General features: G+C 36.9%; 17 protein-coding genes. 5 read left to right on the top strand and 12 right to left on the bottom strand.

Annotated features, from left to right (window positions below):
- Nucleotides 1–135 precede the first annotated feature (135 nt).
- The 6 genes from JL53_RS01470 to JL53_RS01445 all read right to left on the bottom strand — a co-directional run bounded on the left by JL53_RS01470 (nucleotide 136) and on the right by JL53_RS01445 (nucleotide 7,668).
- Nucleotides 136–402: an RNA-binding S4 domain-containing protein gene (locus JL53_RS01470; protein ID WP_305367304.1), complete on the bottom strand. Its 267-nt coding sequence runs from the start codon at nucleotides 400–402 to the stop codon at nucleotides 136–138.
- A gap of 29 nt (nucleotides 403–431) precedes the next feature.
- Entirely contained in the window at nucleotides 432–2,021 is a 1,590-nt protein-coding gene (locus JL53_RS01465) for a putative polysaccharide biosynthesis protein (protein WP_038406540.1), read from the bottom strand.
- Between the two features lie 31 nt (nucleotides 2,022–2,052).
- Nucleotides 2,053–5,592, bottom strand: coding sequence for a transcription-repair coupling factor (mfd, locus tag JL53_RS01460; protein ID WP_038406539.1), 3,540 nt, complete (start codon nucleotides 5,590–5,592; stop codon nucleotides 2,053–2,055).
- A gap of 122 nt (nucleotides 5,593–5,714) precedes the next feature.
- The gene (gene pth / locus JL53_RS01455) at nucleotides 5,715–6,269 is read right to left on the bottom strand and encodes an aminoacyl-tRNA hydrolase (RefSeq protein ID WP_003718290.1); all 555 of its coding nucleotides are present in this window, start codon (nucleotides 6,267–6,269) and stop codon (nucleotides 5,715–5,717) included.
- 105 nt (nucleotides 6,270–6,374) lie between these two features.
- Nucleotides 6,375–6,959 carry a GNAT family N-acetyltransferase gene (locus tag JL53_RS01450; RefSeq protein WP_003718289.1) on the bottom strand — a complete coding sequence of 195 codons (585 nt, stop codon included), beginning with the start codon at nucleotides 6,957–6,959 and terminating at the stop codon, nucleotides 6,375–6,377.
- Between the two features lie 85 nt (nucleotides 6,960–7,044).
- On the bottom strand, nucleotides 7,045–7,668 hold the full coding sequence (locus tag JL53_RS01445) for a 50S ribosomal protein L25/general stress protein Ctc (protein WP_003718288.1): 624 nt from the start codon (nucleotides 7,666–7,668) through the stop codon (nucleotides 7,045–7,047).
- A 291-nt stretch (nucleotides 7,669–7,959) separates the two neighbouring features.
- Between JL53_RS01445 and JL53_RS01440 the strand changes: the two genes are divergently transcribed.
- The 3 genes from JL53_RS01440 to JL53_RS01430 all read left to right on the top strand — a co-directional run bounded on the left by JL53_RS01440 (nucleotide 7,960) and on the right by JL53_RS01430 (nucleotide 10,050).
- On the top strand, nucleotides 7,960–8,901 hold the full coding sequence (locus tag JL53_RS01440) for an L-lactate dehydrogenase (RefSeq protein WP_038406538.1): 942 nt from the start codon (nucleotides 7,960–7,962) through the stop codon (nucleotides 8,899–8,901).
- Nucleotides 8,902–8,976: 75 nt separating this feature from the next.
- The gene (locus JL53_RS01435) at nucleotides 8,977–9,651 is read left to right on the top strand and encodes a DNA alkylation repair protein (protein WP_003718286.1); all 675 of its coding nucleotides are present in this window, start codon (nucleotides 8,977–8,979) and stop codon (nucleotides 9,649–9,651) included.
- Nucleotides 9,652–9,717: 66 nt separating this feature from the next.
- Nucleotides 9,718–10,050, top strand: a complete 333-nt coding sequence (locus JL53_RS01430; protein WP_003718285.1) for a putative heavy metal-binding protein — start codon at nucleotides 9,718–9,720, stop codon at nucleotides 10,048–10,050.
- A gap of 46 nt (nucleotides 10,051–10,096) precedes the next feature.
- Here JL53_RS01430 and JL53_RS01425 read toward each other — a convergent pair whose 3' ends face one another.
- The 5 genes from JL53_RS01425 to ilo form a co-directional block, all read right to left on the bottom strand.
- Nucleotides 10,097–10,891, bottom strand: a complete 795-nt coding sequence (locus JL53_RS01425) for a metallophosphoesterase family protein (protein ID WP_038406537.1) — start codon at nucleotides 10,889–10,891, stop codon at nucleotides 10,097–10,099.
- Nucleotides 10,892–11,446: 555 nt separating this feature from the next.
- Nucleotides 11,447–12,313, bottom strand: a complete 867-nt coding sequence (locus JL53_RS01420) for a phospholipase C (RefSeq protein WP_003718282.1) — start codon at nucleotides 12,311–12,313, stop codon at nucleotides 11,447–11,449.
- 45 nt (nucleotides 12,314–12,358) lie between these two features.
- On the bottom strand, nucleotides 12,359–14,932 hold the full coding sequence (gene actA, locus JL53_RS01415) for an actin assembly-inducing protein ActA (protein WP_038406536.1): 2,574 nt from the start codon (nucleotides 14,930–14,932) through the stop codon (nucleotides 12,359–12,361).
- A gap of 194 nt (nucleotides 14,933–15,126) precedes the next feature.
- On the bottom strand, nucleotides 15,127–16,668 hold the full coding sequence (locus tag JL53_RS01410) for a M4 family metallopeptidase (RefSeq protein WP_038406535.1): 1,542 nt from the start codon (nucleotides 16,666–16,668) through the stop codon (nucleotides 15,127–15,129).
- Between the two features lie 338 nt (nucleotides 16,669–17,006).
- Complete coding sequence (ilo, locus tag JL53_RS01405; protein WP_038406534.1) at nucleotides 17,007–18,584, bottom strand: cholesterol-dependent cytolysin ivanolysin O; 1,578 nt, start codon at nucleotides 18,582–18,584, stop codon at nucleotides 17,007–17,009.
- A 240-nt stretch (nucleotides 18,585–18,824) separates the two neighbouring features.
- Here ilo and JL53_RS01400 point away from each other — a divergent pair, with 240 nt between their 5' ends.
- Together JL53_RS01400 and JL53_RS01395 are read left to right on the top strand one after the other, a co-directional pair.
- Nucleotides 18,825–19,793 carry a phosphatidylinositol-specific phospholipase C domain-containing protein gene (locus JL53_RS01400; protein WP_003718276.1) on the top strand — a complete coding sequence of 323 codons (969 nt, stop codon included), beginning with the start codon at nucleotides 18,825–18,827 and terminating at the stop codon, nucleotides 19,791–19,793.
- Between the two features lie 293 nt (nucleotides 19,794–20,086).
- On the top strand, nucleotides 20,087–20,800 hold the full coding sequence (locus JL53_RS01395; protein ID WP_038406533.1) for a Crp/Fnr family transcriptional regulator: 714 nt from the start codon (nucleotides 20,087–20,089) through the stop codon (nucleotides 20,798–20,800).
- A gap of 101 nt (nucleotides 20,801–20,901) precedes the next feature.
- On the opposite strand, the gene JL53_RS01390 is transcribed toward JL53_RS01395, so the two are convergent.
- The gene (locus tag JL53_RS01390) at nucleotides 20,902–21,858 is read right to left on the bottom strand and encodes a ribose-phosphate diphosphokinase (RefSeq protein WP_014091731.1); all 957 of its coding nucleotides are present in this window, start codon (nucleotides 21,856–21,858) and stop codon (nucleotides 20,902–20,904) included.
- Between the last annotated feature and the right edge of the window lie 3 nt (nucleotides 21,859–21,861).

Here is a 21,861-nt window from a genome sequence, read left to right as displayed (position 1 = left end):
AGCCATTTGTCTATTGGAATCCGCTATTTTTATCATTTTTTTCTTGACTTTTTTGCAAAAAATTGATTGTACCTTTTTGAGGGTAGAAAAAAATCGTTTGAAATCGGCTTTAATTCGCCATTTCAAACGATTTTTCTATCTACTTTCGTCAGTACGTTCTTCTTTAATAATTGTATACATTTCTGTCGCTTGTTCTTTTTTTGCATTTTCTTCTAAGCGTTCGATTTTTGCTGTAACAATTTTCGGGCCAAAACGGATAACTAACTCGTCACCAGACTTCACATTGGTTCCTGGTTTTGCAGTTATACCATTAACAGCAATACGTCCTTTTTCTGCTACTTCTTTAGCTACTGTACGACGCTTAATTAATCTAGATACTTTTAAAAATTTATCTAATCGCATAGTTGTTGCCATTTTATTCACCTACTTTTTTATTTTCGCGCCACAAGTTTGCTAAGCGCTAGTAATTTAGACCCAAACGGAAGGAAAACGAAATCTTTCGGTCCGAGCAATTTGTATCTCAATGCAAAAACGAGAAAAACTCCACCACCGAGCAGCGCACTAATTATTGCTTGAAACGCACTTCCAAATCTTGTTTCGAATGGAACTAACCATTCTATTAGGCATGGAATTATTGCCATTAATATTAAGGCGGCAATTAACCTAAAGAGCATTGACTTTTCAACAAACGGTATACGGATGGTTTCTTTTAATGAAACATAACAGATTAGCAAAACTACTGCTAAACCGATGCATGTCGATATGGATGCACCTACTGTTGCATAGTGTGGAATTAATACACTTCCTGTAACCCATTTTACAACAAGTCCGATACCAACACCAATAGCTGGAACAATAATTTTTCCAAAACCTTGTAAAATACTACTTAACATCACGATTAAAGAACTGAGAAAAACTGCTGGCATAAATAATTGCAAGACGAAAGTTCCGTCTGGTGTTTGGAAGAGCATTTGATTTAAAGGGCGCATGATTACGATTAATCCGACTGTCTCTGCTCCTGAAAGAATGAGTGTGATTTTAATAGCTAATAGTATTGACCGTTTTAATTCTTTTTGTTGGCCTTGAACTCTCGCGGCAGTAATCATCGGAACAAGTGCTAGAGCAAGTCCAGTTGAAAGCACGAGACCAAGTTGTAAAATCGGCTGACCTCGGTCGTATATTCCTTTAAGTGATTTTGCTATGAAGTCCGGAATACCTGAATCACTCATTAAACGGTAAACTTGGAAAGAATCAACTAGTTGGAATAAAATCAACATCGAACTGACGACGCAAATCGCCATGCTCTGACGAAGGAAATCACGGCCAATACCGATTTTCTCTTGTTTCCCAGCAAATACGGCTGGTTGCAACCCTTGACCCGATGCCAGTTTTTTATTGTAAAAGTGACGCAACACGAAGATTCCAGAAACACCACCAAAAATAGCACCACTCATCGCCATTGATCCCGCGTCATATAAATCCAGTCCCATATTGAGCGCTAATCCTGCACCGAGAAGAATAATTGCAACACGGATAATTTGTTCAATAGTTTGAGATATCGCAGTTGGTACCATCTCTCCCGTACTTTGAAAGAAACCACGCATAAAAGCAAGATATGGCATTAGCAAAAAGACAAAACTAATCACTCGAATAAGTTCAGAAAGTGCTGGATCTCCCATCATCATTGCTATCAAGTCAGCCAATAAGAATAAAAAGATAAACAAAGTGATACTTACAATTCGTAGCGTTCTAAATACCGCACGCATAATAATTTGCTGTCGCCTTAAATCTCCATTTGCTTCAGCTAACATTTTAGAGATAACAACGGGAAAGCCCCCTAGAGCAAGGGTCATCGCAATCCCGTATATCGGGTAGACTTGTTGAAAAATATAAAACCCGACATCGCCAACCATATTTTGAAAAGGAACTCGGTAAACCGCGCTGAGTATTTTAGAAATAAGCGAGGCAGCAGTTAGCCATGCTGCTCCTTTCATTAGATGCTTCATGGAACGTTCAGACATCCCGCCACCTCCTTTCTTTTATACTAATGGATCAGTTTTCGGAAGATACTTTTTCTTTTAAAGCACCACGAAGTTTTTCAGCTAAGCTTTTGATTTGGTAGAGCCATTCTTTTAATGGTATATTTTGGATATTTACAGTGATTTTCAGTTGTGCACCTTCCATTCCTACACCAATCATTCGACCAAATTCGCCAATGATTTGCATAACGATATCCCCACGAATTCCAGCTGTACCACTTTCGGAAAACAACATAGTAATCTTATTTTGCTCTTGTTTGACTGATTCAACCCCGACTTCAAGCGCATGGACTTTAAGTTCTGTCATCGTGAATAAATATTCCACTTCTTCTGGATATTCACCAAAACGGTCAATCATATCACTTTGCAGTTCTTCCAAATCATTCAATACTTCTATATTACGGAAACGTTTGTACATCTCGATTTTTTGGCGACCATCTGTAATGTAATATTCTGGTATATAGGCATCTGCTTGGATATCGATTTCGACGGGTACAATTTGTTTTTGTTCTTCTTTTGGCTTTTTCGCTTCGATTGCTTCTTTTAGCATTTGCGAATAAAGGTCAAAACCGACAGAATCAATAAAGCCATGTTGTTGCGCACCGAGGATATTACCAGCGCCACGGATAGATAAATCGCGCATCGCAATTTTGAAACCAGAGCCTAATTCGGTAAATTCTTTAATGGCTGACAAGCGTTTCTCCGCTTCTTCACGAAGAATTTTATCTTTTTGGTACATAAAGTAAGCATAAGCAATTCTATTCCAGCGCCCTACCCTTCCGCGCAATTGATACAGTTGTGATAGGCCCATTCGATCAGCATCTTGAACGAAGAGTGTATTTACATTTGGAATATCCACGCCTGTTTCGATAATAGTGGTGGTTACCAGAACATCAAACTCACCTTCAAGGAAGCTTAAAATAACCGACTCTAATTCAGACTCACCCATTTGTCCATGCGCGATGGCAACACGGGCATCGGGAACCATTGCAGAAATTTCATCCGCCTTTTGTGTAATTGTCTCTACCCGATTGTAAAGATAGTAGACTTGTCCATCGCGCGCGAGTTCCCGTTCAATCGCTTCTCTAACAAGAACATTATTTTGTTCCGCTACGTATGTTTGAACTGGAAAGCGATTCGCTGGCGGGGTTTCGATAACGGATAAATCACGAACACCTAGCATCGACATGTGTAGTGTTCGTGGAATTGGAGTCGCTGTTAGTGTTAATACATCTATTTTTGAACGCATTTGTTTAATTTTTTCTTTATGAGTTACACCAAATCTTTGTTCTTCGTCGACAATAAGCAAACCTAAATCATGGTACTCAACATCTTTTGATAATAGTCGGTGTGTGCCGACAACTATATCTACTGTCCCACTTTTCATTCCTTTTAATGTTTCTGTTTGTTGTTTTTTTGTCCGGAAACGACTTAAAAGGCCAATTTCAATTGGAAAACCTTGGAATCGCTCTTTCATTGTTTCAAAATGCTGTTGAGCCAGGATAGTTGTTGGAACTAAGAAAGCTACTTGTTTACCATCCATAATTGCTTTAAAAGCAGCCCGAAGCGCCACTTCTGTTTTACCGTAGCCAACATCACCAACAAGCAAACGATCCATTGGGCGTGGTCGCTCCATATCTTTCTTAATTTCTGCAATGGAGCGCAATTGGTCGTCGGTTTCTTGGTACGGGAAAGCATCTTCAAATTCGCGTTGCATTTCTTCATCTGGGCTGAATGCATAACCTTTTTCCGCTTCTCGTTCCGCGTATAGCTTGATTAAATCGTCTGCAATATCCTGGACGGAAGCTTGCACTTTTTTCTTCACGCGTTTCCATTCCGCGCCACCAAGTTTATTTAGTCTTGGAGATTTCCCTTCAGCACCAACATATTTTTGCACTAAGTCAAGTTGGTCCACTGGGATAAACAATTTATCTTCACCTTGATAAACGAGAAGAAGATAATCTTTATGCACGCCATTAATGTCTAAAGTTTCCATTCCAACGTAGCGAGCAATGCCGTGGTTTATATGCACGACATAATCGCCCACTTTTAATTCGGAATAGCTTTGAATCCGCTCAGCATTAGATAGTTTTTGGCGCTTTTTCACTTTTTTTACTTTTTTATTAAAAAGTTCAGATTCGCTAATAATCGCTACTTTGGCAAGTGGTAACTCAAAGCCATTTTGAAATGTTCCAACGACAAATTGAACCAGCCCATATTTGGGGATGTCAGACTCTTTTTTCAGAATTGTGCTTTCCATATCATAATCTGCTAATGTTTGTTGCATTTTCTCTGCACGTTCTATACTTGGCGCTAGGATGACTACCGCATAATTGTTTTTATGCCAGCTTTCTAGTTCTGTTTTGAGTACATTCATTTGACCATGGAATTGTTGCATCTGTTTGTAGACGATATTCGTTGTTTTCGATACCCGCATGCTCGCCATTTGTTTTTGAAAAAGAGATAAATATATTTTTGGCGAGTGATTTTCGTCGAGTAATTTTTTAAAAGAATGGCTCACCTGAACGTCACGTACCGTTTCCATACGACCTAATGTCTCCGTCTGCCATTCTGCTTCTTCTTTTTCCAAGTTTTCTTCGGTTTCTAATATACGCGCAAATTCATCTAATAAAATGGCAGTATTTTTTGGAAAATAGTCAAAAAGTGATGCTGGATCTGGATAGGCTAACCCTATGTATTTGAAAAACATATCTGGCTTTACACCTGAACGCAACATTTCTAAATCTTCTTCTAAATTTTCAACAAGTACTTGTTTATCTTCTTTTTCTTTTAATTCATTCAAAGTAAACATCATTTTTTTCTCAAGACGTTTGACAATATCTGGGTAATAGTTTTGATCTAAAATGATTTCTGTCGCTGGTAGTAAACGGAACTCTTCTACACGAGAAGTAGAACGCTGTGTTTCGACATCAAAGAAACGAAGCGAATCCACTTCGGTATCAAATAGTTCTATTCTAATTGGAAATTCTTCCGTAATTGGGTAAATATCTATAATCCCACCACGAACGCTAAATTCTCCTGGCGTATTAACCATTCCACTCATCGTATAGCCCATGGTAAGCAATTTTTGGCGCAAAACTTCTGGATCAATTTCTTCGCCTTCTATAATAGATATATTAAAGTGTTTCCAAAGAGATACTGGCGGGAGCATTTTTCTGAGCCCCGCAACCGGAACAATCACTATCCCAGGTTTTCCAGAAATTAGAAAATCTAATGCTTCGACTCGCTGACCTCTGAGTTCCGGACTGGAAATACTTAACTCAGAAGATATTAGTTCATCAGCCGGATATAAAAACAGACGGTCCGAATCCATCAAAGATAATAAATCATCATATAGCTTTTGCGCATGATATAAATTGTGCGTCACAAAAACAACTGGTCGCTTAGACGCACCTTCCACTACGCTTGCAAACAACGCACGCGAAGACCCAGTAAGCCCAGTAACAAGTTGCGCTTTTTCTTTTCCATCGAGCGCATTTAAGACCGCTCGAATATCTTTTTGTTCATATATTAATTGTTGTAATCCTTTCAAGGGAAAACAGCTCCTTTTTGTCAGAAAATTCATTCTACGCAATGCGAAAGTGAATCACAAAGCCGAAGAAAGACTGAAATACGTGACAAAAGCATTGTCACGCTTCATTTCAATCTATTATTTTAATTATATTTATTCATTACTTCAATAAATGGTAGTTTCGCAAAATCTTCTACAGCATCTGCGCTTTTTTGAATTGCTTCAATAATGTCCGCTTGTTCCGATTTAGGGAAATCTCCGAGCACATAGTTAATAACTTCGCCATGACTTGGACGACTCACGCCGACTCGAATGCGGTTAAATTCCTGCGTTTTCACGTGTTGGATGATTGATTTCATTCCATTGTGACCGCCCGCACTACCTTTTTGGCGCAAACGTATCTTTCCAACTGGTAAATCAAGATCATCATAGATAATTAGCACATCTTTCATAGGAATATTATAGTAATCCATTAGCGGTCGTATACATTCACCAGAGGCATTCATAAATGTTAGCGGCTTTACTAGTAACATTTTTTCACCGTTAACATTGATTTCACTAACCATTCCATTAAACTTAGCTTTTTTCCAAGGGGTTTGATGACGAAAACTCAATTCATCAACTACCATAAAACCGACATTATGCCGGGTACGTTCGTATTTTTTTCCCGGGTTACCGAGACCTGCAATTAGTTTCATAGAGCTTCTCCTTACATGAACTAAACCACTTCACGAATGAACTGGTTTTTGTTTCGATGTTTTTTTGATTATAACATGGAATTGATTTGGGTGAAAGTTTTCCAGTCAATGCTTATATTCAATAATTTTATTTTCAATTATTTGCCATGCAGTTTCATTTTGCTTCTGGAAATTTGCTGTTTTCCAGTTTTTAGGTGTTTCGCCAGTATATTTCGTAAAGCCAAACTTTTGATATAGATAAATCGCTTGGTAGCTCCCAGTTTGAGTTGTTAAGTAAACAAAATTATTTTTATTTAAGCGGAGGATTTTAGTTAGTAGCGCTTTAGCAATTCCCTTCCCGCCATGAGAATCAAGCACAGCAACCCAGTGAATCCGACTTTTCATTTCACCAAATGTATCTCCGTCCCAAAGCATTGCAGTTCCAACAATTTCTCCGTCTGACGCTTGAACAAAAACGCAACGTTTAGCTAATTTTTCTTTTTGATCGCCAAACTCTACTTTAAAACGCTCGCGAATCGCTTCTACGGAGACTGCTTGACCAGTTTCTAATTGCAATTGACACCACGCTTCTTCAAGACCATCCTCATAAAAACGAAATGAATAACCAGCCGGCAAGCTGAATTTCGGATAATTCATGGCATCATCGTTTACCATTGCAGCTGGTAGATGTGGCACTGATTTATCAAGCATAAAAACGCCTCCTTTTCATAGCTATTATAACAAAAAACAAAGGGACGCGCATGAATTTGCGCGTCCCCGATTGGATTATCAAAAATTATTCTACAGGTTCTTCATCTTTACCGTGTAATGCTTCTGGTTCAGGCGCTTCCGCTGTGGTTGGTTCTTCTTCAGCACGAGGGGCAGATACAGTTACGACCGTTTCTTCTTCTTCCACTTGAACAACATAATCTTTGTTTTCTGGAAGATCATTAGTAGTAAGAACATCACCAATTTCTAACGATGAAATATCTAATTCAATTGTTTCTGGTAATTTTTCAGGTGTTGCCGAAACTTTTACGTCATGGATAATTTGTTGTAATACGCCGCCAGCTTTAACACCAGGTGCATCACCCACCAATACCACGCGAACATCAGTCTCTACTTCTTCATTCATATCAACCGCTAGTAAATCCACATGTACTAAAATGTCTTTTAATGGATCCACTTGATATTCATGTAATAAAACATTTAATTTCTTGCCGTCAACAGTCACTGCAAACACGGCGTTTCGACCATTGTCACGAACTGCCTTGATTAATTCCAAAGAATCAACGGAAACTGGAACATTTTCCGATTTGTAGCCATAAATAATTCCAGGTACTTTTCCTTCACTACGCAATTTCGTTACTTCTGAATGTTGCGTTGTTTCTCTTTTCTGGACCTCTAATGTTGTTGCCATAAAAAATCACTCCACTCATTCAATTTTGGTACACTCCTATTATATCTACCCTTCAGAAAAATAGCAAAACAAAGCAAAAAGCAGATTTTAAATGAAAGGTTTATAATTTCGAATAAAAGGTAAAGACAAAATAGCGATTATATCCTAATGCAGACGCTTTCAAACTGTACTATAACCATTCGGCATTTTCATTATAACAAGTTTTTGAAGTTTAGGACGTTCAACGCTTCACAAATGAAAAAAACATGGTATACTGTACTAGTAAAAAGTTTTTTATAGGAGGAATTCAAAATGAAAGATCATCAAAAAATCATTTTAGTTGGCGACGGAGCAGTTGGTTCTAGTTATGCATTTGCATGTGTGAACTTAAGCATCGGACAAGAGTTCGGCATCATTGACATAGATAAAGACAGAACAATCGGGGATGCAATGGATTTAAGTCATGCAGTCCCGTTCTCTACCCCTAAGAAAATTTATTCAGCAAATTATAGCGACTGCCATGATGCTGACTTAGTTGTTGTTACAGCAGGTACAGCACAAAAACCTGGCGAGACTCGTTTAGATTTAGTGAATCGTAATATTAAGATTATGAAAGGCATTGTCGATGAAGTAATGGCAAGTGGTTTTGATGGTATTTTCCTAATCGCATCAAACCCAGTGGATATTTTAACTTACGCGACATGGAAATTCTCTGGACTTCCCAAAGAACGAGTTATCGGTTCTGGAACAAGTTTAGATACAGCGCGTTTCCGTATGTCAATTGCCGATTATTTAAAAGTGGATGCTCGTAATGTCCATGGTTATATTTTAGGTGAACATGGAGATACTGAATTCCCAGCTTGGAGCCATACTACAGTAGGCGGACTACCAATTACAGAATGGATTAATGAAGATGAACAAGGCGCAATGGACACCATTGTCGTAAGCGTTCGCGATGCGGCTTATGAAATCATCAACAAAAAAGGCGCTACTTTTTACGGGGTTGCGGCCGCTCTTGCTCGTATCACTAAAGCCATTTTAAATAATGAAAATGCAATTTTACCTCTATCGGTTTATTTGGATGGACATTATGGTATGAACGATATATACATCGGAGCTCCGGCAGTTGTCAATCGTCAAGGCGTTCGTCATATTGTCGAAATGAATTTGAACGATAAAGAAAAAGAACAAATGAAAAAATCAGCTGATACCCTTAAAAAAGTATTAGATGATGCAATGAAGCAAATCGACTAATAAGGCTTCATCTTAAAAGTATGCGAATTTGCATACTTTTTTGTTATACTTAAATTATTCGAAAGGAGGCCACCCATGATTACTTTTGACCAGTTGGATGCCGAACTAAGCGCTCTTCAAAACCCTAACACCATCAAAATTTTCCGAAACCACGGTTGCCCAGAAACTTTAGAGCTTTACGGATTAAAAATTGGTGATTTAAAGAAAATTATGCGCCGAGAAAAATTGAATAAAAACCACGAATTAGCACTTCAATTAATAGAGTCTAATAATAGCGACTTAATTTACCTTGGTTTACTTGCTGTGAACCCTAAAAAAGTAGTTGTTTCACAAATCGAGAAATGGAATATAGCTTTTCAAGAAACTTGGACGATGTTAACTTTTGGGCTAGCATCCATTGTAAGTAAACGTGATGACGCACTCACCTTTGCTAGAAAATGGGTTAAAAGTGATAATGACTTAACTAAATCGATGGGCTGGCAAATTTTCACAGAACATATTGCGACTTTATCTGAATCCGAGGAATTACTTGAACTCGCAAAAGAAACTTTACAATCTGAAACGAACAGAACTCGTTACTCTATGAATAGTTATATTATCGCTTGCGGAATTTATAAAGAGGAACTTCACGTAAAAGCTTTAGAGGCAGCGAAAACAGTAGGTAAAGTATATGTAGATTTAGGGAAAACGGCTTGCAAAGTCCCAGATGCGATTACTTATATCGAAAAAGCCCACGCTCGCAAAAAATAACATGCTATCCTTTGACTAAAAAAATAACTTAGAGGTATGATTAAAGAAAACTGGAGGGATTTAATAATGATCGTAACCACTTCGCCAAATATTGAAGGCAAGCAAATTATCGAATATAAAAAAATCGTTTTCGGAGAAGTAATTACTGGTGTTAATTTTATGAAAGACATTGGAGCCGGCCTTAGAAACTTTTTCGGCGGGCGCTCACAAGGTTATGAAGACGAATTAATTAACGCACGTGAGGAAGCTATTAAAGAAATGGAACAGCGCGCCAAAGATATTGGAGCAAATGCCGTAATTGGTGTAGATATTGATTATGAGGTACTTGGAGCGGATAATGGCATGTTAATGGTTACTGCATCTGGCACTGCCGTTGTTATTGAGGCTCAAGACTATTAATAAAAAAACGGAAACCAGTTTTACTAACTGATTTCCGCTTTTTTATTTATTTTGGATTTATATACTGCTCAATTTGACTATCAATATATAAATATTGACCTGATCGAAGCGTTTTTTCATAAATATCTACATATGGCAAGTTTCGTTTTCTCGCGAAAGCAATTTCTGCATCAATATCATACACGATTTTTTTGAAGTGAATGTCAACAACCCCTGCCTCAGTTATATCAATAAGCGCATATTGAGCTAAATTGTCTTTTGTTTTCTGATTCCCTCCACCTGGCAGCCCAACAGAACCAGAATTAATAATTAATTTATCATCTGTCGTCCTTCTTAACGACTGCCTGTGGACGTGCCCATTTATAGCAACATCGGCATCTGTTCCAAAAAACATCTTATCAAAGTGAGCTTGTTCTTCAGTAGCATAAATTGGGAAGCTAACGGAGTCAGGCATCGCATGAAAAACATCTATTTTTGTTTGCAGTACTTGTATGGAGACTTTTTTTGGCAATGTAGCGAAATAGCGAAACTTTTCATCACCTAATAAATGGTAATCATACTTCACTAAATCCTCAATCATCCGTCTTTTCAAAGAATGGTCAAAAGATTTCCCTTCTAAAAAGTCAATATATACTTGTTCATGGTTTCCAAGCACCAAAGTAAGCGGATTTAGTTTTTCTAACAGTTCCAGACAGATATCTATTCCGGGCCCTTTTAGAACAATATCACCAACTGTTATATATTTTTCAACCCCTTCATTCGCAGCATCATTTAGCACTGCTTTTAGCGCTTCCGCATTACCATGAACGTCTGATATGATTGCAATCCTTGCTTTTCCCACCGCGATTCCCCTTCCCCTCGCAAGCTATTAATACGATTCAAGTAAAACTGCTTCACTCTTTTTAGGATAACTTAATGATGCTTGTTATACAATATTTTTACGAATATCGCTTTTAGCAAACGCCCCACTTTCGCACAAATACATATAATTAAACTTCATTTTTAAAGCAGTAATTTATTTTTCCAGCAGATGCTTTTGGAAAATATTAAAATCTTTTTATCCAAAATAAGAGCAAGGATCGTAGTTTCAAAATCTTTTTCCTTTTTATTGATAATTGCCTCTACACTGTCCAACTTTCTTGCAAGAGTTACTTTATTAAAAACATTATTATTTTAGATAAAGAACTCTTTTCCTTGCAATTCTTCCCACACTCTAGTTTCTGTGTTTTCACTGTATCATTTTTATAATATCGCATCTCCCCACACAAAGATGCTTATTAATAGAAATATTAAGAAAGTGATAGCCACAAGAAAAAAATATTTCCCCTTATGCGCATTATGTTGAACTCCCTGTCCACTCTTATTACACGAGTGGATAAAACAAATCTGTTTATAGTTATTGATTCGCCTTTTTATACCAAAAATCTATGAATCCTGCCAACGTTTGCATCGAATCTTGTAGCCTTTCACCAGTAGGTTTATCTATATCTTTTTTCCACTTAGAATTTCCTTCTAAATAAGATTTTTTGGTATTAGCATTAACAATTTTATCGTAATCAGCTTTTGCTCTCTTAGCATTCTCACGCAACCACTCTTCAGGAGTATCGGCGAAAAACTTTCTCACTTCCATGCTTTCTGTCGCTTGATAGCTACATTTAATTGAATCTACATAACCTTCATAAACAGAGTGAAATCCTATTGGGTTCGAAACTGCAGTAAAGTTGTTTGCATGCATTGGTTGGCTGATGTCAGTAAAATAATGAATGGACAAACCTAATTTGTAGAAAGCTGTATTGAGCTTCTCTTCTTTATAATCTTGCAAAGCTTGTTTAAAATATTTAGCGCCGGTCTGTTTTGCATTTTTAAAACCTGGTAAATAAGTATTATCTTTAGTTGGGTTATAAAAATGCGATACAAACGTACTGCAATCGTAATACGGATTTTTATGGTCAGCATCAAATATACCTTGAGCAACTTCTTTATAATATGTTTGTAGCATCTCAAGTAGTTCTTTATACTCGCCACGATTTTCTTTGGCTAATATTTTTTTAGCTTGTTTAAATAACCATAAATGTGTATTGGCCTTATCGTCTAAGGGTCGTTCCGCTGACCAACTTAGCTTATGAGGTAATTTATGTTCTATATTAGGCGTTTGAGGTTGCATCATATATTCATCAGAACAAGCTTTTGCGTTCATTGATAGAGATGCCGCCAAAGCAAAGATAAACACATATATCCCCAGCGAAATTTTGTTGATTCTCATAACGTCATTCTTCCTCTCATGTATTTCCTGAAGCAATCTAAAGTTTTAATTGCTTTTTCTCGTACGGATAATCTTAGTAATTACAATTAATGAAATAATACCAATCGCTACTAAAGCATTCACTAAGGTCATATTGTTTCCAACTTCTTGATTTGCTTTTTCGCTCTCAGCACTTTTGGCAATTAATTTTTTCGAACCACTTCTAGAAGGTGTATCTTTGTCTTCACTCTTTTCTACTAACTCATTATTTTTGAGCGTGCCTTTAACCACATTTTTTTTCGGCTGTTCCTTCTTTTCTTCCAAGCCTCCCAATGGAATAATCGGTATTCCAGCAGATATTAGAGAAGGATTTTCCGGTTTTAAGCTTCCAGCATTTTTTTGTTGACTCTCAATTTTACCACTACTTGCTTTTAAAATACTTCCTGCTGTTTGAGCACTTTTTGTTAGTAGGGATAGAGCTTCAGACGGTTTGTTTTTTGTTATTATAGTTGTTTTAATAGTTTTATTATTTCTAGATGCTTCAGTAGTTTTAGCAACTTTTCCAGTGTTATTTGGCACTGCCTTAACTAAAGTTAATCGTTGTCCTATACTTTCTAGAAGTTTCTGCTCTTGTTTAGTTTTTTCAAGTGGATCTTTGATAACCTGCTCCTCTGTAAGAGTTTTATTTCCATCCGCAAAAAGCTGTTCACGAAGAGGGGAAAACGGCATAAAACCCACCTTTCTAAATTGTTGCGATGTAGCTCTTACTTTTGGATTTAAAAGGCCGTCTAGCTCGTCTTCCGACTCACTATACTCATCATCTGCATCTGCAGGGGATAATCCACAGAAATATGAGAACGCCGGAGAAGCAAGGCATCTTGAACTATGTCGCTCTAAAGCATCTCCTACATTCCCTAAATCTCCTCTCAAAATTTCGTCATCAAACATAAATATACCCATTGCCGCTAATTCTGCTCGAGTTGGCGGTGATGGGAGCTCAGATGGTTGATTAACTGTTAACGACTGAGGTGTATCTTCTCTAGATGGAAGCAAGCTCGATTTCCCTTTAAATAATGGGTTAATACTTTGGTTTATGCCCATTGCCATCAGTTCTTCTTCGGTTGGTGGGGATGGGAGATCCAATGATGGATTACTTGTTAACGACTGAGGTACATCTTCCCTAGGCGGAAGCAAGCTTGGTGCTTCTTCAACTGACATGGAAATACTTCGCTTTATACCCATTGCCGCTAGCTCTTCTTCAGTCGGTGGGGATGGGAGATCCAATGACGGATTACTTGTTAACGACTGAGGTACATCTTCCCTAGGCGGAAGCAAGCTTGGTGCTTCTTCAACTGACATGGAAATACTTCGCTTTATACCCATTGCCGCTAGCTCTTCTTCGGTCGGTGGGGATGGGAGATTAAAAGAAGTAGGTTCGCTTACCGAAGATTCCGATTCATTATTTTGCGTATTGAAGCGAAGAAGTCTAGGTTTCTTCTCTGGAAAAGCAAACCTTAAGTCCCCTTCGGTTGAAGACGGTAATAAACCAAACTGTCTCTGACCGTTAGATTCCTGATTATTCTTATTAGTTTGAATTTCTTCCGCTATTTCTTCAGAAATTAATGGATTCATCGTTCTAAATGGCCCTATAGCACCACGCGAAGTCGGCTTTTCTTCAGTATCAGTATCTTCAACATCAGAGGCTTCAATTGCTTTTCTTCTGTTCTTTATCAGATTACTACTATTCATAGATAATCTATTTTGCTTGTTGCTTAACATTTCTTTAATACTGCGTTTAGGGCGAAGTAGCACCGTCGAGAACTCATCATTTAATGTTTCTTTAATATCTTGCTTTGGTACTTTTCCAACTTTGCTATCAAGCATAGCTAGTAAAGCTGTTACATCGGCATTTTTAACTTTCCCCATTTTTTCGACTTCTTGAACATCTCTCTCTCGTGCCTCGCTAATCAAGTCTTGCGCGAGATTGGTTCCCCCTTCCTCTACTTTTTCTTTTGCCTCTTCGCCATCATCCCATTCGTCTGAGTCTCCTCTAGAATCTTTATCATCGTCGCTTGTAACCAACGGCTTTATTTTGTCTGACAGCCTTCTCCAAAGTGGTTGATTTGCTATTGAAGGATGAGGCATCGGTTCTTCAGATTGAACTTCGCTAGATTCCTGCTTATTCTTAGTAGTTTTACTGCCTTCCTTTGATGACTTACTCTGTTTGCCTTTTAATACTTTCTTAACGAAGTGTTTGAGTCGCTTTCGTACAGATGGAGGCTTAGGCTTAGTTGCAGCTGCTCCAATTTTTTGCCCTGGTTCTTCACCTGATTCGCCGTCTGGCGTAGTCATTGAATCCGAGACATTCACACTTTTAGCTTTACCCGTTCTGTCGAGTTCTTGAATATCGCGTGCGCACGCTTTGCTAATCGGTTTATGCCTAGGACTGCTTCTCCCTGCTTCTGCACTCCTCGCTGTCTGCTCACCTTCTTCCTGTTCATCTGATTCAAGGCTAGAATTCTCATTACTGCTCGTAGATACTGTGCTATTATTTGCAAATATCACACCGGGATTAACCAAGATACAACTTGCAGTAAAACAAACTGCCATCATTGCACGTAAAAATCTATCCAATTTCACTTTTTACTCCTCCTCGCCATTCTCTAATACCTGGGTAAGAACAGTATACAATTCAGGCTGCTTAGAGTTTTGGACTCTTTTTAAAACCTCCCTATTAGCTAATTTAGGAAAATAATTCATGAATTGTTTCAAGAATAGCATTGGGAGAAAACGATTTTCTTTAACATTTGTTAATTCGACGCAGGAGAAAACCCTTATCTAACGCCAACTTCTTCCCAGGCATCTCCTACTTTTCTAGCTACTTCTTCACTGTATAAGTCTCTCGCCGCCTGTTGAAGCGCATTCTTAGCATCGACAAATTGGGATTTTTTCGTCAAGTAATACTTTAATGCTCGAAAATATAATTGTTCTGCTTTTTCCTTCCCAACTTTTGTAATGGTATTATAAGCAGCTTTATTAGGTATTCCACTATTGAAATGAACCCCTCCCCAGTCATATTCTTCTGTAATCGGCATCGACTCATACTCATTCATATGCGCTGCTTGATTGTACTTATCTGGCTCTTTTAAACTTCTTACTCTTTTACTGTTTATTCTTTGTAAACAGACATCCTCACCTATTAACCAATTATCTGGAGTAATAAAATAACTAAAGACATCAGCAAAAGATTCATTTAGTGCACCAGATTGTCCTTCGTATTCTAGCCCCGCTGTGTATTGGATTACGGCATGTGTTAATTCATGTCCAACGATATTTCTTGCGCATGAAAATGGTTTGTAATTCTCGCTATCACCATCCCCATAAAGAATCTCTTGACCATCCCAAAAAGCGTTATTGCAATTTAAGCCATAACGAACAAAAGAATCAATTCCTCCGCCTTCACCATCCAAGCTTTCATGATTATGAACCTTTTTAAAGTAATCATATACTTCACCCGCATAATAATGTGCATCTACAGCAGAACAATACTCGGGAGCTGTGAACATATTTACTTTATTAGATACTATTTTCCCTTGCGAAATCTCTGTGTTATGGTTCAAATCGAATGTTCTTATGAGTCCTTTACGGGTTCTGTCAACTAGGCAAAAAATGTTTCTTATTTTCCAAACATTCAACGCTCTTTGTAATGATGGATTGTATCCTTTTCCTGGAGCCACAATATTTTTTTTCGTCCCATGAGAGTTACAAGAGTTAGCTTCTGATAGCATATTCTGTTTTCGTAAAACTGCGCCTGTCTCAGTGTCAATCTGAATAATCCAGCTAGCTACTATTGGTTCAGAAAAAATCAACCTTATACTATACACTAAACGCTTTGTCCTTGAGTTTACGATAACTCTTTTTTCTTTAACCGGGCTCCCTGTGTAGCTACTGACACTTGCTTCATTTTGTCCAATTGCCTCAAATGCCTTTTCTATCGCATCTTGTTCAGTAAGTTTTATTTTATTTGTAATAGTAGGTCGCTTTTGTTTTAAATCACCGTTTATAAATAGAAGTTTATTATCTGGACTAATATGAAGTTTTATTTCATCGTGATCTGTATAATAACCATCAGCATTCATCGCAAGTGTAATATGAGTAATTCCCATATTATCTTTTTGACTATTAGTAATTTTCAAACTCTTATAATCTTTTTTTGCCTCGTAGCAATCTGGCAAAGCTTGTAAATCTATCGCTTTCATTTCGGATTGTATATTACTTTGAAGTTTTTCACCTTCTACTGAGCTCGCCTTTACCTTTACATTAAAATAACCCACAAAGACTAATAAAAGAATTAGAAAAATTGATTTTCTTTTCATACAGTCTCTCCTTTCGCAATTTTAATGCTAAAAATTATGTAATTAAAAGATTAAGCCACCTATAGCCAAATTAATAGAGAGCTAAGGACACAATTTTAGTATGGGTGGGAACTAAAAATTATATGTTTTCGCAGTAGGAAACTATAAGTGACTTAAACTTTTAATATGCTTATATTATATAAACAAGAAGCACTCCATTCTTTGACATTTGTTAACGCTTGAGAAAAATAAATAAAATAAGCTTGTTTCAACATTCGCTACAAATGATTCGCGCCGAATGTCTAACAAGCTTATATGTGTGTGATAAGCGGGGGGTTTCCTATTTTTACTTAATTAAATTAATTTTCTACAGTATCACTATGCGCTGGATAAAGCGTTGTTCCCCAGATACAAACTGTTCTATTTTTTACTAATGGTAAGTTTCTATCATCTACAACCGTCCGCCACCATTCCCAAGCTAAACCAGTACACTCTTTCGCATAAATATTAATATTCCTTGCATTCCCTGGCAAATAGATTGATGTCGTAAAATGAGCTAACTTGTCCTTATCATTTTCGGACCATTTCTTATGTTCAACAACTTCATTTCCATTAGCATCATAGCTAACTTCATCCCAAGTAACATTGAATCTCGCAACATAGGCACCGGAATGATCTAGGTTAATTTTTCCATCCGAGTAAGCCTTAGAAGTTGTTTCGATATATTCCGAATTATTTTTAACAACTGCTAACTGATTATCTTTCAAGAAATTAGTTGTATACGCAATCGGTACGCCCGGATTTTTCTTATCAAAATTAGCCCCTTGTTTTAAAATATCTCGTAATTTGCTTAAATCTCCATCAATTATTTCTACTTCATCTTTTGCTGAACCACCATAGATCACCGCTTTAAATGAAGAATTTTGAATGATATTCTCTAATTCAGTATCACCTTTAACTGATTTACCTTTAAATGCAGCATCGAATGCAGCCTTCACCCTAGTGCTATGTGAACTAGTCGATAATTTCACATACACTTCACGACCATATGCAACACTAGAGATATATGCAGGCGGATTATCCGCATTCACACCTAGTGCTTGCAATTGTTCTTTAGTAACACTTTTACCAAAGAATTTGGAAGGGCTTGTAGGTTCATTAACATTAACTGTATAATAAATTTGTTTGAAATTAATAACTTCTTCCTGCATCTTACCTTCACTAATCGCTCCAAAATTCACATTCAAACTATTATTAACGGCTTTAAATGCTGCACCAAATTTCGCAATTAATTGCGATTCACTATAGGCCATTTCTTGATCATAGTCAATCTTCGCACTAATATTTGGGTAGTCTGGGGAGTATTTATTAATCCAGCGGTCTACTAAAGTATTAACGCCGTTATTTATATTGGACTTAGTTGCGTTTTGAACGACTATTTCATTGTCATGATTAACCATTCCAGGTAAATCAATACTAAGTGTTACTGAATCTCGTTTCACAGGAATGACATCGGGTTGGTTTTCAACTAACTCCGAATTAGCTTTTACTAAAGCCCCTGGATAAGTAAGGCTTGAAAGTGAGTTAATAACTTGAATGTCTGCGTTGTTTTGATTGATAGATTTTTTCTTTTTCTCCACTACAATATATTGATTTCCTTCTTTGTATCCTGCTTTTGGTGGAACATTTTTAACAGCTTCTCCATCGTATACTAATATATTGTTTTTATCATAATCCAGACCTTGTATATATTGATCGATTTGAGCTGCATTATTCTTTTCGACCGGCGTCTTAGGCTTTGCAGGCGGAGACGCTGGTGGTGCCATGTGTGAAATTACGCCTTGATAACTATATATCTGGGCGTCTGCTCGAGCTTCTTGCGCTAATGGTAAACTCACTAGTAACAATGTCATTAAAAGTAGCATTATTTTTTTCATGGTTTTCACTCTCCTTCTACATTTTTTAACCTAATAATGCCAAGTAGTATGTTCCACCCCTCTCCATCAAATATAATATTGGCGAGATTCGCTTCTGAGATTTAGAAACGCAATATTATATCCTTTGTTTATGGTTTCATTGTAAACCTCCCTAAACTTTAACGTCTTTAACAAATGTTAAAGCTTCGCTATGAAATTATGATTAAGATAGCTTTATACAAATCAAAGGAGGAAATAATAATGTATAAGCTTCGTTCACGCCAATTTTTAGTAGTATTATTATTATGTTTAGTTTGTTACATTATTACTTTTCCATCATCCGGAAAAGCACACTCAATTAAAAGCAATTATAGAACTGTACAGAACACGATAACTACTAAGAAATGGATGTCAGCCCTGCCTGACAATACGAAATTAACTTCACTTACTATCCCCGGAACGCATGACACCATGAGTTATAAAGGGAATATTAGCTGGACACTAACAAAAGCCCTTGCCCAAACTCAAAAGATGTCGCTATTTCAACAACTAGAGGCTGGGATACGTTACATTGATATTAGAGCGAAAGATGACCTCCAAATTTATCATGGACCTATCTATTTAGACGCTTCACTTAAAGGAGTATTAGAAACAACGATTAACTTTTTAAAGGAAAACCCTAAAGAAACTATTATTATGCGACTAAAAGATGAAAATAATAATAAAAACGATAAGTTTGATTATCGAATCCAACCTTTAATTAATCCGTACAAAGCATTTTTCTACACAACTCCAAAGTCAGATCCTAGCGATAAATTCCCTACGTTAAAAGAGTTGCGCGGTAAAATTTTGTTGCTTTCAGAAAACGGCACCAATAAACCACTAACGATTAACCAAAGTAACTTCGGAATGAAGTTCGCTGCAGAAAATCAAGTTATTCAAGATGACTTTAATGGACCTAGCATTAAAACTAAATACAACGAGATTGTCCAAACCGCTCATCAAGCTTTCAAACAAGCTTCCAAGGAAAATAAACTCTATCTTAATCATGTCAGCGCTACTTCTTTAACTTGTACACCTTACCACTACGCAGCTACTCTAAATGCTAAGGTAAGCCAACATGTAACTAAATTAACCACTGTTGGTGTACGAGGTCTTGGCGTATTTATCATGGACTTCCCACCAAAACAGACGATTAAAAACGTAATTAAAAACAATAAATTTAACTAACTTATATTTTCCTATAAAAGGGTTAGTATATCTCCGGACCACATTCGGAAACATATACTAACCTTTTTTTTATACAGCATTAAAATTAGAATAATTGCCTACTGATAATGAAAAAATTAATTTTTAATACGTAAGCAAACTTTTTGCGAAATTAAAAATTGTATAATAAAATCCTATATGTAAAAAACATTATTTAGCGTGATTTTCTATCAACAGCTAACAATTGTTATTAATGCCTAGCGCAATCATAAGGATAATATTCAAAAGGCGATAAAACGATTGGGGGATGAAAAATGGACGCTCAAGCAGCAGATTTCCAAAATTTATTAGAAACTAATGGGATTAAACCAAAAAAATTCAAGAAAAAAGATATTATTTTTAATCAATGGGACCCACAAGAATATTGTGTATTCCTCTACGACGGGATTGCAAAACTTACTAACATTAGCGAAAATGGAAGCATCATGAATTTACAATATTACAAAGGAGCTTTCATTATCATGTCTGGTTCCCTTGATACAGGAAAACCATTAGGCTACTATAACCTAGAAGTAATTAGTAAAACAGCCACTGCCTATGTACTCAAAATAAGTGATTTAAAAAATTTAGTTAGCTCAGATATCACGCAGCTTTTTTACATTACCCAAGCTTTACAAAAGCAAGTTTCATACAGCTTAGCTAAATTCAATGATTTCTCCGCTAATGGGAAGCTAGGTTCTATTTGCGGGCAACTCTTAATACTAACTTATGTATATGGCGAAAAAACTTCTGATGGCATCAAAATCGCTCTGGATAACCTCACGATGCAAGAATTAGGTTATTCAAGCGGAATAGCACATTGTTCAGCTGTCAGCAGAATTCTTTCCAAACTAAAAAAAGAAAAAGTTATTGAATATAAAAATTCATCTTTTTATGTGCAAAATCTTGATTATCTTAAAAAAATTGCCCCTAAACTGGACGAATGGTTCTATCTAGCCTGCCCTAGTTCATGGGAAAAATTTAATTAAATATGACGATTATTAGAAACAAAAAACAGGATTCCTCTCCACGAATGGCTAGAGAAATCCTGTTTTTCCAGTTTGAGTAATCTCAAATTTATTAATTGTTTTTATTCAAATAACGAACTTACAGATGCATTTTCATGTACACGTACGATTGCTTCTCCTAAAAGTGGTGCTACAGAAAGTTGCTCCATTTTATCAATCCATTTATCTTCTGGAAGAGCGATGGAATTTGTAACAACTAGCTTTTCAATTGGTGATTCTTCAATACGTTTCATCGCGGGACCAGATAGTACTGGATGTGAACAACAAGCATATACTTTTGTCGCGCCAGCTTCACGGAGCGCTTTTGCCGCTAAAGTAATTGTGCCAGCTGTATCGATGATATCATCAATTATAATACAAACCTTCCCTTCTACATTCCCAACAATGTTCATTACTTCTGCCACATTTGGACGTGGGCGGCGTTTATCAATAATCGCAATCGGCGCTTTCAAACGGTCTGCCATTTTACGAGCACGAGTAACTCCTCCGTGGTCAGGTGAAACAACTACTAAATCATCGCCTAAATGACGTTCACCAAAATAATTACTTAGTAAACGAACTGCATTTAAGTGATCGATTGGAATATCAAAGAAACCTTGGATTTGCGGTGCGTGCATGTCTAGTGTGATCATTCTTGTTGCACCAGCTGTTTCAATTAAATTTGCAACTAATTTTGCCGTAATCGGTTCACGGCTTCTTGCTTTACGATCTTGGCGTGCATAACCATAGTAAGGCATAACAATATTAATTGTCGCCGCAGAAGCACGTTTCAACGCATCAATCATGATCAAAAGTTCCATTAAATTCTGGTTTACAGGGTTACTCGTTGATTGAATAACGTAAACATGACAACCACGGATACTTTCTTCAATGTTAATTTGGATTTCTCCATCACTAAAATGAGTAACGCTTGATTTCCCTAACTCTATACCTACTTCTTTCGCAATCTCTTCAGCTAGTTCACGATTAGAATTTAGCGAGAAAATCTTCAACTTTGGATCAAAATACTCGTTTGACATAAT

Origin of the sequence: Listeria ivanovii subsp. londoniensis, from assembly GCF_000763495.1 — a bacterium.
Lineage (GTDB): Bacteria > Bacillota > Bacilli > Lactobacillales > Listeriaceae > Listeria > Listeria londoniensis.
The sequence above is the reverse complement of the archived record's forward strand: the minus strand, read 5'-3'. Positions and strand labels throughout refer to the sequence as shown.